Source organism: Pseudomonas paraglycinae (assembly GCF_021601625.1).
GTDB lineage: Bacteria > Pseudomonadota > Gammaproteobacteria > Pseudomonadales > Pseudomonadaceae > Aquipseudomonas > Aquipseudomonas paraglycinae.
This window is the reverse complement of sequence record NZ_BQHR01000001.1, coordinates 428,665-440,120: the sequence shown is the minus strand read 5'-3', so window position 1 is coordinate 440,120 and position 11,456 is coordinate 428,665. Positions and strand designations below refer to the sequence as shown.

The following is an 11,456-nucleotide window of genomic DNA, read 5'->3' as shown; positions in this document are numbered from 1 at the left end:
AGCAGACCATGGCGAGCCTCAACGGCGGCGGTACATAGGTATCGCGGCACGGCGTCTTGTCAGCGGAGATTTCAGGCCCGAGCGGCACTTTCATTCCCGCCCAAAGGGGCTAATATTCGAACGCCCCGACTTGAATTTCCAGGAACCCGGACATGCGTTTATCCGAATTTATCCGGCAACACGCGGATCACATCGTCGAGGAGTGGGAACAGTTCGCCAGGACCATCACCCCGGCGGCCGAGACCATGGACAGAACGGCGCTGCGCGATCATGCCAGAGAGATTCTGCTGGCCGCCGCCCGCGACATGGACACCGCACAGACCGCCAGCGAGCAGATTGCCAAAGCCAAAGGCGAAGGCCCGGAGAAAACCCCGAGCCTGGACGAGGCCGGTGCCAGCCACGGAGAGTTGCGCCATACAGTGGGTTTCGATCTGGTGCAGATGACGTCCGAGTTCCGTCATTTGCGTGCCTGTGTGATCCGCCTCTGGGTCAACAGTCTGGAATCACCGGACATCGCGTACTTTCAGGACATGATCCGTTTCAACGAAGCCGTTGATGAAGCCCTGGCCGAATCGACGGCCGCTTACGCCGAACAGGTTGCTCATTCACGGGATATCTTTCTCGCCATCCTCGGCCATGACCTGCGCGCACCGTTGCAAGCGGTCAGCATGTCCACCGAATTGCTGATGCGCAAAACGGCGCTGGAAGGCGATGCGCTGACCTGCGCGCTGAACATCAGACAGGGCGCGCGGCATATGGCAGCGATGGTCAGCGACCTGCTGGAACTGGTGCGCAGCCGCCTGGGCAAGAGCCTGCCGATCGAACCGGCACCGATGGACCTGGCCGACGCGGCGCGCGCGGCCATCGCCGAAGCCTGCGCCGGCAATCCGGAAAGTGATCCGACACTGAAAACCGAGGGTGACACCCGTGGCAACTGGGATGCCGGACGGATCGATCAACTGCTGCAGAATCTGATCGGCAATGCCTTGCAGCATGGGTCTGATCCGCGCGAAGTGATCGTGACGTTGAAGGGAGAAGCCGGGCACGTGCTTCTGACCGTGCACAACTGCGGCAACCCCATTCCCGCAGAAGCCATCGGTACGATTTTCGATCCATTGGTGCGCAGTGCCGACGAAGAACTCGGCCAGCCGTCGACCAGCCTCGGTCTGGGCCTGTTCATCATCAAGGAAGTGGTGACCGCCCACGGCGGGACGATCGAAGTCAGTTCAAGCGAAGCCGACGGAACGCTGTTCAGCGTGACGCTGCCCAGACAGGTTTGAAGCGCTACTCGACCACCAGCCGCGCCAGACGCTGACGGAGCATGCGGTTCTCGGATCGCAACTCCTGCACTTCTTCCAGCAGGTCCAGCGCCAGGGCGACGCCTTCCCATTCCAGGTCAAGGTCGCGCCGCAGCTTGGCGGCGCGTTTTGCCAGGGCCAGTTCGTAGTCGGTGAAGCGCCATTCCCGGGGCTGCGCGCCCTGAGGTTCGAGGATGCCGTGTTCGACGATTTCGATCACGTAGACGTCCGACAGGTCGGCCGCCTCACAGAATTCTGCCATGTCCAGTTGAACGATCAGGGGGCTGCTCATGATGGGCTACTCCGTCGTCAGTATCAGAAGTTCTCTCGCGGATTGAAGGCGGCCTTCTTCGCCAGTTCCTGCCACAGCGCCTTGACGTCATCGCCGTTGGCTTTGGGCATCACGGCCTTGAGCTGGACGAACAGATAACCGCGCTCGCCGGCCTTGTTCTGCAGGCCGTGGCCCTTGGCTCGCATGCGCTGGCCATTCTGGCTGCCGGCCGGGACCTTGAGGTTGATCTTGCCGGTCAGGGTCGGCACGGCCACTTCGGCGCCCAGCGCCAGCTCCCAGGGAGCAAGCGGCAAGGTGATGATCAGGTTTTCGCCTTCGACGTCGAATTTCGGGTGCGGCGCGAAACGGATGGTCAGATACAGATCGCCATTGGCGCCGCCACCAATGCCCGGTGCGCCCTGACCCTTGAGGCGGATGCGCTCGCCGTCGGCCACGCCGGCCGGGATCTTCACGTTCAGGCTCTTGCTGGTGTTGCTGACGTGCTGGCCCGAACCGTTGTATTGCGGCACCTGAAAGCTGATCTTTTTCGATTCGTTCGAAAGCGTCTCTTCCAGAAAGATCGGCAGTTCCAGTTCCACGTCTTGCCCTCGCCGTCCGGCGCTGCGGGATTGCCGGCCAGCGCCACCACCGAAACCGGGGCCGCGATTGCCGAAGATCGAACTGAAGAAGTCCGAAAAGTCACCGGTGTCCTGACCGCCACTGTTGCCAAAGCCGCCACGGCTCTGCCAGCCCGGCGGGCCCTGGAACGGCTGACCGTGCTGGCCGTAACGGCGCAGGTCATCGTATTCGGCGCGTTTGTCGGCACTTTTCAGCGCTTCATAGGCTTCCGAGGCGTCCTTGAACTTGGCCTCGGCGTCCTTTTCCTTGCTGACATCGGGGTGGTATTTGCGCGCCAGCTTGCGATAGGCAGCCTTGATTGCCTTGTCGTCAGCCGTCGGCTCCACGCCGAGTATCTTGTAATAGTCTTTGAAGTCCATCGAAGGAATCACCATCCGTTATCGATTTCGCGCCGATCCCAGCATGCGCCTATTCGCGCGTGCCGGGTTGACCGATCTCAAGTTTGTGACCGGGTGGCGCCGCAGAAGTTTATCGGCAGTGGACGGCGGTTCTTGCGACCGCCGGTATTTCTGCCGGCCCATGCCAGCAAGTTTGGGGCAAAGCGCCGAGTTTCAAGCAAGCTTAGTCGTGAAATAGCAGATGACCGGCCTTCGAATCTGTCGCGCACTGACATACACTGCGCGGCCGTTTTTTTGACCGGAACCGAAAGACCATGAAAGACGCCTCTCCAGCCCGTGCCTGCGGCATCGACTTCGGCACGTCCAACTCCACCGTCGGCTGGCTGCGCCCCGGCATGGAAACGATGATCGCGCTGGAAGACGACAAGATCACCCTGCCGTCGGTGGTCTTTTTCAACATCGAAGAGCGCCGCCCGGTTTACGGCCGTCTGGCGCTGCACGAGTACCTGGAAGGCTATGAAGGCCGGCTGATGCGCTCGCTCAAGAGCCTGCTCGGTTCCAAGCTGATCAAGCACGACACCAGCGTCCTCGGCACCGCGATGCCGTTCAAGGACTTGCTCGGGCTGTTCATCGGCCAGCTCAAGAGCCGCGCGGAAACTGCCGCCGGTCGGGAGTTCGAGCAGGTTGTACTGGGCCGCCCGGTGTTCTTCGTCGACGACGATCCGCTGGCCGACCAGGAAGCCGAAGACACCCTGGTGGAAGTGGCGCGCAAACTCGGTTTCAAGGACGTGTCGTTCCAGTACGAGCCGATCGCTGCGGCCTTCGACTACGAGTCGACCATCGAAAAGGAAGAACTGGTGCTGATCGTCGACATCGGCGGCGGTACGTCAGACTTCTCGCTGGTGCGCCTGTCGCCAGAGCGTCGTGGTGTGGATAACCGTCACGACGACATCCTCGCCACCGGCGGCGTGCACATCGGCGGGACCGACTTCGACAAACAATTGAGCCTGCAAGGCCTGATGCCGCTGTTCGGCTACGGCAGCCGCATGAAAAGCGGCGCGTTCATGCCGACCAGCCACCACATGAACCTGGCGACCTGGCACACCATCAACTCGGTGTACTCGCAGAAATCGACCCTGGCCCTGGGCAGCATGCGTTACGACATCGAGGACACCGGCGGCATCGACCGTCTGTTCAAGCTGATCGAACAGCGCGCCGGGCACTGGCTGGCGATGGAAGTGGAAGAAACCAAGATCCACCTGACCCACAACGACAGCCGCCATGTGCCGCTGGATCGCATCGAGCCGGGCCTGAGCGTGGAACTGACCCGGGCGTTGTTCGAGTCGGCGATCGAGTCGCAGCTGGAGCGCGTGCGCGGCAGCGTCACCCAGTTGCTGGCAGACGCCAACGTGGCGGTGGGTCAGGTTGATACGGTGTTCTTCACTGGCGGTTCGAGCGGTATTCCGGCTCTGCGCAACAGCGTCTCGGCGATGCTGCCGAACGCGCGGCATGTGGAAGGGAATATCTTTGGCAGTATCGGTAGCGGTCTGGCGATTGAAGCCATGAAACGCTACGGCGTTTAACGCCAGCCTCAAGTTGCAAGCTTCAAGCTACAAGTAAAAGCAAAGGCAAGAGCGACCACCGCTCTTGCCTTTTTCTTGCGGCTTGCAGCTCAAAACTCGCAGCTGCTTTTAAACCATCCCGCCCAGCTTCAGCTCACTCTTCAGATACGCGTAATAGATCGGCCCCGCCACCACCCCCGGCAGGCCGAACGCGGCCTCGAACACCAGCATTGCCAGCAGCAACTCCCAGGACTTGGCACTGATCTGCCCGCCGACGATGCGCGCGTTGAGAAAGTATTCGAGCTTGTGGATAAAGATCAGATAGCCCAGCGCCGCAATCGCCACCCAGATCGACAGCGACAGGCCGACGATGGTGATCAGCGTGTTCGACATCAGGTTGCCGATCACCGGCAGCAGACCGAGCAGGAAGGTCAGCACGATCAGGGTCTTGGTCAGCGGCAGCTTGATCCCGAACATCGGCAGGATCACCGCCAGGAAGATCCCGGTGAAGAAGGTGTTGAGCAGGGAAATCTTGATCTGCGCGAAGACGATGTTGCGAAACGCCTGAACCAGCAAGTGCAGGCGGTCGAACAGTGCAGCCGCCAGCGGTTTACGCTTGGTGACGTCCGGCACCCGCTGCAAGGCGATGATCGCGCCCAGCACCATGCCGATCAGCAGCGTCACGAACATGTGCGCCGCGTCCTTGCCCACCAGTTGCAGGTCGGACAAATGCTTGCTCGCCCATTCACCGATGGCCACCCGGAATTCGGCGGCACTGGCCGGCAGGTAGCTGTCGAGAAACGGCGGCAGCTGCCCGCGCGCGCGGTCGACCACGCCCATGAATTTATCGAGGGAAGCGCCGGGGTTTTCCGCCTCGTGCAACAGGAAACTGATGGCCCCGGCAAAGATCAACGCCAGCACACTCACTACCAGCGTGCCCAGCAGCGCCACCGCCAGCCACCGCGCACGGCGACCTTCGATCAGCCGTTGCAGTTGCGGGGTGAGCATGTTGACCAGTTCGAACACCAGCAACCCGGCCAGCAGGCTGGGCAGCAGACGCAATGGCAACACCAGCAACAGACCGCCGAAAATGATGATGCAACTGACCCAGAACACTACATGACGCTCAGAAAACGTTGGCATACAGCCTCAAAACGAACGGCGTAAAAGGATTGGCAGTCTGCCAGCGATCCTTGGGGAGCACTAGGGATATGCGGTGTTTGTAGGTTTGGGGCTCGGCTTGAGAACCACCCCTCACCCTAGCCCTCCCGAAACGTCGGACCGCCCGTAGGGAGAGGGAACTGATTGCGGGATGCTCGGGTGATCCGGCGACCTGAAAGCTCTGTATCGAATCCATAATCGACCGGATGTTTCAGGTCGAAGAATGCCTGGAAACAACGCGGTCAGTCCCCTCTCCCTCTGGGAGAGGGTTAGGGTGAGGGCCTGGATCCCAAGCCGGACACATCTGCCAGTCACCACTCAAACCCGCTTTATTTTTTCTTCAGGCAATCACTCATGAAGGTCTTGCGCGCATCACCCGTCAGCGCCTTGGTGGCCGCATCGGCGTTGCAGGTTTTCATTTTCTGTTGCTGCGGGGTCAGGGCCTTGGCGTCGTTTGCTGCCGGGGTTGCCTTGAGGCAGGTGCTCATGAAGGCTTTGCGCTCGTCGCCCTTGAGGCTCTTGGCCGTGGCGTCGGCGTTGCAGGTGGTCATTTTGTTCTGTTGCGCCGTGGCGGCGAAACCCTGGGAGCACAGCAGCAGACCGATCATCAACAAAGGGACACGCAGCATCTTCATGGAGTTTTCTCCTTGGCGCCGCCTCGATGGAGGCGGCCTCCGGCTGAGTGTAGTCAAAGCTTGTTACACCTTCCTGCCCTCAAGATGGCTGCGCCGGTATTGTTCGGGGGTACATCCGGCCTGCCGGGCAAACATGGCGATGAAGGCCGAGCCGCTGCTGTAGCCGAGATCGAAAGCGATTTCCTGCACGCTGCGCGCCGACTCCAGCGCCTCGATGGCCGCGAGATAGCGCAGCCGCTGGCGCCATTCGCCAAAACTCATCCCCAATTCCCGCACGAATTGCCGGGCCAGAGTGCGCTCGCTGACATGCACTTGCGCCGCCCAGTGCGCCAGCGGCTGATTGTTGCCGGGCTCGGCCTGCAGGGTTTCGAGAATGGTCAGCAATCCGGGGCTGCTGGCGTAAGGTAAATAGCATTGGTGAACCGGCGCCTGGCGCAATTGATCCACCAGCACCTGGGCCAGACGCTGGTCGGCTTCGAACGCGGGGATCTTCACATCACGGGCGGCGAAGTCCTTGAGGATCGCCTTGAGAATGTCGCTGATCGCCAGAGTGCAGGCCTGCGTCGGCAAATCGGAACAGACATCCGGGGCCAGACACACCGCCCGATAGTTGACCGGCTGATGGCTGTAGAAACTGTGCTCGACCTGCGGCGGCACCCACACCGCGTATTGCGGCGGCGACATGAAGCGGCTGCCGTCGACATCCATGTGCAGCACGCCGTGGGCCGCGTACTCCAGCGTGCCCCACGGATGGCGGTGCGGCGCGGCGTATTCGTGGGCGTTGAAGTCGGCATAGCGGAAATACACCGCCGACGGCAGTTCGCTGAAATCCAGCAGATCGATGTGTTTACTGTTCATGCTGTCCGGAATCAGGGGCGGGTTGTCCGGTTCGCAGTATAGGCCTGCATCCAGACAAGGGATAATCACCGTTCATCAACGTACTGGTTTCTCCTCCCATGCAATACGCGTTTCCCCTGCTGGCGATTTTCATCTGGGCCGGCAACACCGTGATCAACAAGCTTGCGGTCGGTGCGATCTTTCCCGCCGAGATCGGCTTCTACCGCTGGCTGCTCGCCGGTCTGCTGTTCACGCCGTTCATGCTCAAAAAGGTGATCGCGCACTGGCCGCAGATCCGCCCGAATCTGGGCAAGATTTTCATCCTCGGCGTGCTCGGCATGGCGGTCTATCAGAGCCTGGCCTACTTCGCTGCGACCATGACCAGCGCCACCAACATGGGCATCATCCTGTCGTTGATGCCATTGATGTCGCTGGCCATGGCGATCATCAGCCTCGGCCAGCGCCTGACCGCCGGTGCGCTGGTCGGTGCGGTGCTATCGTTCGCCGGCGTGCTGGTGGTGGTGTCGTCCGGCAGCCTAGGCGCGCTGCTGCAACACGGGGTGAACCTGGGTGACGCAATGATGCTGATCGCCACCCTCGCCTACGCGATCTACAGCACCCTGCTGAAAAAATGGCAGCTGCGCCTGCCGCCATTGGTGTTGCTGTACTTGCAGGTGCTGGTGGCGGTGGTGGTGTTGTTTCCGCTGTACGCGACTTCACCGAAAACCGGCCTGACCCTGCAGAACATTCCGCTGGTGCTGTACGCGTGCCTGCTGGCCTCGATGCTTGCGCCGCTGGCGTGGATGCAGGCCGTGCAGCGTCTGGGCCCGAGCCGGACCACGCTGTTCTTCAACCTGCTGCCGCTGATCACCGCGCTGATTGCCGCAGTGGTACTGAAGGAACAACTGGCGATGTATCACCTGGTCGGTGGCTTGCTGACGCTGGGCGGGGTGATTCTTTCCGAGCGCTGGACCACCGCCCTCGGTCGCTCCCACACCCCGAGCGCCGCCTAGACCCCGGCGGCTTTCAACCGCGCCGCATGCTCGACGAACAGCCGCACCGGATCCGCGCCTTTGCCAACCAGACCCAGCGACTGGTTGACGATGTCGAAGTGATCCATCGGGTAGTCATCGCCGATGACGGTGCCCAGGTGCGAGCTGTAGCGTCCGACCATGCCATCGCACTGCCCCGGCTCGCGCACGAAGGTTTTGGCGAACAACCGACAGCTGCGGTTGGTGCCATCGAACAGGTTGCCACCGCGATCGGTCTTGCCCGGCTGCAAGGTGCCGGACCACGAGTAATACCGCACGCCGTTGACCTCTTCCGGCCCGTGCCCACCCCAGGTTTGCGGCAGGCCCTGTGGATAACGCTGGTTGAACAGCGCCACGCCTTCGGTGGTCAGGGAATGGTGCGAAGCGTGGATATCCACCGGCAGTTTCGGCCCGTGATAACCGGTTTCCAGCAGCGCCATCAGCCAGCCGACAAAACGCAACAGCGCCTCGAGGATTCGGCCCTTGGCGCTGTCCGCCGGATAGTGTTTCGCCAGATAGTCGGCCAGTTCCGAACCGTGATTGGGCCCGGCAACCGACGTCACCGACGCCACCAGATCCGGTCGCTTGGCCGCCGCGTAACGTGCCGTCAGCGAACCCTGGCTATGGCCGAACAGATTGACCTTGGCCGCGCCGGTCTCCCGAAGGATTTCATCGATGCGCGTCAGCAACTGCTCGCCGCGCACCTCGGTGGAATTGAGCGGCGACACCTGCACCGCAATCACCGTTGCACCACCCCGGCGCAACGCCTTGATGATTCCGTACCAGTACGGGTACAGCACCAGACGGATGAAACCGAGCATTCCCGGCACCAGCACCAGTGGATAACGTGTGGCCGAATCTTGCGCCATGGGCAAACATCCTTGTGGTCGGTGAGTGGATGCAGGACGTGCAAAACGCCCGCCAAACATCCGCCTCGATGATGACAACTCCACGACCAGCCTACTTCAGCCCCACCACCCCCGCCACAATCAGCCCCACCGACAGCAGCTTCACCAGCGTCAGGCTCTCGCCCAGCAGGGCGAAACCGAGAAACACCGTGCCGAGCGAGCCGATGGCCGTCCAGATCGGATAAGCGATGCTCACCGGCAACTCGCGCATCGCCAGGGTCAGGAAGTACACCCCGCCCACCGCCGCGACCACGGTAATCAGCGACGGCCAGAGCCGGGTGAAACCCTCGGCGTACTTCATGCCCATGGCGAAGGTGACCTCGAACCCCGCTGCGATCAGCAGAAACAGCCAGGCCATCTAGAACGCCCGGGCGAGGTCGAGCAAGCGCTGCTCGGCCTCGGCCACCGACACCGCGAAGGTACGCTCGGCGGATTCCTCGCCCTCGGCCGCGACCACCGTGACGTCGTTGATGCCGATGAAGCCAAGCGCGGTGCGCAGCCATGGATCGGCGTGGTTAAGCGCTTCCAGTTCGCCGCCCGGGCCGAAACCGAAACCGCCGCGACTGGTGACGATCAGCGCCTTTTTGCCGTGCAGCAGTGGCGTGTATTGGGCGATGCCATTGTCCAGCGTATGGTCGAACGTCAGACCCAACCGCACGATCTGATCGACCCAGGCCTTGAGGCCGCTGGGCACGTTGAAGTTGTACATCGGCGTGGAAATCAGCAGCAGGTCGTGATCGAACAACTCGCCCACCAGTTGATCGCTGAGCGCCAGATCGGCCTGCATCGTCAGCGGCCGAGCCTCGGGATCCGGATAAAACGCCGCCGCGACAAACGCCTCGTTCACCGCCGGAATCAACGCCCGGCCGACTTCACGGCGAGTGACCTGAGCCTGTGGATGACGGACTTGCCAGGCACTGAGAAAGGTTTCTGCCAGACGCCGCGAATGGGAACGCTCACCGCGAGGGCTAGCATGGATCACAAGAATCTTGCTCATCTGAATCTCCTTGGGACTAGACTTGAGTGACGGTGTGGCGCCAGATTGCGGGCATCACTTCATCACCTCAAATGAGCAAAAATCAGTCAGGATGAATTTATTTCATCCGTGGAGCTTTCATGTTCGCTGCCTTGCCCCTGACCGCCCTGCGCGCGTTCGAATCCGCTTCACGCCTGTTGAGCTTCAAGGCGGCCGCCGAAGAACTGGCGGTGACGCCGACGGCGATCTCCCATCAGATCCGCTCGCTGGAGGACTGGCTCGGCGTGGCGCTGTTCGAACGCCTGCCGCGTCAGGTGCGCCTGACCGAGGGTGGCGAGCGGCTGTTTCGCAGCCTGCACGGCGCATTTCTGGAAGTGGCGCAAAGCGTCGACACCCTTCGTCCGCAACGCAGCGGCAGCAGCCTGACACTGTCGACCACCGCCGCGTTCGCCGCGCTGTGGCTGGTGCCGCGACTGGGGCGGTTTTATGCGAAGCATCCGAACATCAATGTGCGGCTGGACACACATTGCGAAGTGATCGATCTGCATCAGGACGCCAGTGTCGATCTGGTGCTGCGCTACAGCCTCGACGATTACCCGAACCTCTACGGGTTGTGCCTGTTCGATGAATCGTTCGGCGTGTACGGCTCGCCGGAACAGGTGGCGCTGGCCGCCCGCCGCACCCCGGCGCTGATCAGCGTGCATTGGCACAATTCGAAACTGTACGCCCACGGCTGGGAGGCTTGGTGCGCGCAGTCGGGCGAGAACTGGCTGAATCAGCACCCGGCCGTCCGCGAATACGACGAAGAGCATTACGCCCTGCAAGCGGCCATTGCCGGACAGGGGCTGGTGCTGGCGAGCAACATCCTGGTGTCGCAAAGCGTCGCCAGCGGTCTGCTGGTGCCGTACAAGGGCGAGGTCCAGGTCGATGGCGCCGGATACAGCGCACTTTGCGTACCGGGCCGCGAACGGCACCCGCCGGTTAAGGCGTTTTTTGCCTGGCTGCGCGAGGAGGCATTGCTTTCGGGACATGCCCCGCGCTGAATCCGACAAAACTTTTTGCCGCGTTCATCACTCACAACCAGGTAACGATCACGTCAGCAGAACGTGACGCCAATCGGATTAGCCTCCAGGAGACTGAAATGAGTGACCTGCAATTGTCTGATGTTCAAACCCTGCGCGAGCGCGCACGCCAGCACGTGGAAAACGGCGCAGTGACCGAAAGCTACAGCGCCAACCGTGAAGAAGTGCTGCGCCTGCTCAACGAATCGCTGGCCACCGAACTGATCTGCGTCTTGCGCTACAAGCGCCACTACTTCATGGCCAACGGCCTGAAAGCCAACGTCGCCGCCGACGAGTTCCTCGAGCACGCCACTCAGGAAGCCGAACACGCCGACCGTCTCGCCGAGCGCATCGTGCAACTGGGCGGCGAGCCCGAGTTCAACCCTGACCTGCTGTCGAAGATGTCCCACGCGCAATACGTGGCCGGCAACACCTTGAAGGAAATGGTCTACGAAGACCTGGTGGCCGAGCGGATCGCCATCGACAGCTACCGCGAGATCATCCAGTACATCGGTGACAAGGATCCGACCACCCGCCGGATCTTTGAAGACATCCTGGCTCAGGAAGAAGAGCATGCGGATGACATGGCGGATATTCTGAAGGACCTCTAATCCCCGCTCCCCCCGCTGACCGATCGTTCCCACGCTCCGCGTGGGAATGCATCCCGGGACGCTCCGCGTCCCAAGAGCGGACGCAGAGCGACCATGGCGACGTTCCCACGCAGACGGTTCGACGCCTC

The 11,456-nt window shown here is 61.8% G+C and carries 13 protein-coding genes; 5 read left to right on the top strand and 8 right to left on the bottom strand.

Annotated features, from left to right (window positions below; all coding sequences use genetic code 11):
- The first annotated feature begins 152 nt into the window (after positions 1-152).
- The gene (locus L6D82_RS01935) at positions 153-1,280 is read left to right on the top strand and encodes a sensor histidine kinase (RefSeq protein WP_085746537.1); all 1,128 of its coding nucleotides are present in this window, start codon (positions 153-155) and stop codon (positions 1,278-1,280) included.
- Positions 1,281-1,284: 4 nt separating this feature from the next.
- Here L6D82_RS01935 and L6D82_RS01930 read toward each other — a convergent pair whose 3' ends face one another.
- The gene (locus L6D82_RS01930) at positions 1,285-1,590 is read right to left on the bottom strand and encodes a chaperone modulator CbpM (RefSeq protein ID WP_236187942.1); all 306 of its coding nucleotides are present in this window, start codon (positions 1,588-1,590) and stop codon (positions 1,285-1,287) included.
- 23 nt (positions 1,591-1,613) lie between these two features.
- The gene (locus tag L6D82_RS01925) at positions 1,614-2,567 is read right to left on the bottom strand and encodes a DnaJ C-terminal domain-containing protein (RefSeq protein WP_102688381.1); all 954 of its coding nucleotides are present in this window, start codon (positions 2,565-2,567) and stop codon (positions 1,614-1,616) included.
- A 293-nt stretch (positions 2,568-2,860) separates the two neighbouring features.
- Between L6D82_RS01925 and L6D82_RS01920 the strand changes: the two genes are divergently transcribed.
- Positions 2,861-4,129 (top strand): Hsp70 family protein, encoded by a 1,269-nt coding sequence (locus L6D82_RS01920; RefSeq protein ID WP_129973473.1) that lies wholly within the window; start codon positions 2,861-2,863, stop codon positions 4,127-4,129.
- A gap of 108 nt (positions 4,130-4,237) precedes the next feature.
- Here the strand turns inward: L6D82_RS01920 and L6D82_RS01915 are convergent, their stop codons facing one another.
- The 3 genes from L6D82_RS01915 to L6D82_RS01905 all read right to left on the bottom strand — a co-directional run bounded on the left by L6D82_RS01915 (position 4,238) and on the right by L6D82_RS01905 (position 6,762).
- Entirely contained in the window at positions 4,238-5,251 is a 1,014-nt protein-coding gene (locus L6D82_RS01915) for an AI-2E family transporter (RefSeq protein ID WP_007950612.1), read from the bottom strand.
- A 347-nt stretch (positions 5,252-5,598) separates the two neighbouring features.
- Entirely contained in the window at positions 5,599-5,904 is a 306-nt protein-coding gene (locus L6D82_RS01910) for a PsiF family protein (RefSeq protein ID WP_085746533.1), read from the bottom strand.
- A gap of 63 nt (positions 5,905-5,967) precedes the next feature.
- Positions 5,968-6,762, bottom strand: a complete 795-nt coding sequence (locus L6D82_RS01905) for an AraC family transcriptional regulator (RefSeq protein WP_085746532.1) — start codon at positions 6,760-6,762, stop codon at positions 5,968-5,970.
- 98 nt (positions 6,763-6,860) lie between these two features.
- Between L6D82_RS01905 and L6D82_RS01900 the strand changes: the two genes are divergently transcribed.
- Positions 6,861-7,754, top strand: a complete 894-nt coding sequence (locus tag L6D82_RS01900; protein ID WP_236187941.1) for a DMT family transporter — start codon at positions 6,861-6,863, stop codon at positions 7,752-7,754.
- Here the strand turns inward: L6D82_RS01900 and L6D82_RS01895 are convergent.
- From L6D82_RS01895 to L6D82_RS01885, 3 genes are all read right to left on the bottom strand, one after another.
- Positions 7,751-8,641 carry an esterase/lipase family protein gene (locus L6D82_RS01895; protein WP_236187940.1) on the bottom strand — a complete coding sequence of 297 codons (891 nt, stop codon included), beginning with the start codon at positions 8,639-8,641 and terminating at the stop codon, positions 7,751-7,753. The two genes, L6D82_RS01900 and L6D82_RS01895, sit on opposite strands and share 4 nt — an antisense overlap.
- Before the next feature lie 91 nt (positions 8,642-8,732).
- Positions 8,733-9,038, bottom strand: coding sequence for a DMT family transporter (locus tag L6D82_RS01890; RefSeq protein ID WP_011332220.1), 306 nt, complete (start codon positions 9,036-9,038; stop codon positions 8,733-8,735).
- Positions 9,039-9,677 (bottom strand): FMN-dependent NADH-azoreductase, encoded by a 639-nt coding sequence (locus L6D82_RS01885; RefSeq protein ID WP_236187939.1) that lies wholly within the window; start codon positions 9,675-9,677, stop codon positions 9,039-9,041.
- Positions 9,678-9,796: 119 nt separating this feature from the next.
- Between L6D82_RS01885 and L6D82_RS01880 the strand changes: the two genes are divergently transcribed.
- Positions 9,797-10,699 (top strand): LysR substrate-binding domain-containing protein, encoded by a 903-nt coding sequence (locus L6D82_RS01880; RefSeq protein WP_064593150.1) that lies wholly within the window; start codon positions 9,797-9,799, stop codon positions 10,697-10,699.
- A gap of 98 nt (positions 10,700-10,797) precedes the next feature.
- Complete coding sequence (locus L6D82_RS01875; RefSeq protein WP_236187938.1) at positions 10,798-11,328, top strand: ferritin-like domain-containing protein; 531 nt, start codon at positions 10,798-10,800, stop codon at positions 11,326-11,328.
- Positions 11,329-11,456: the final 128 nt, after the last annotated feature.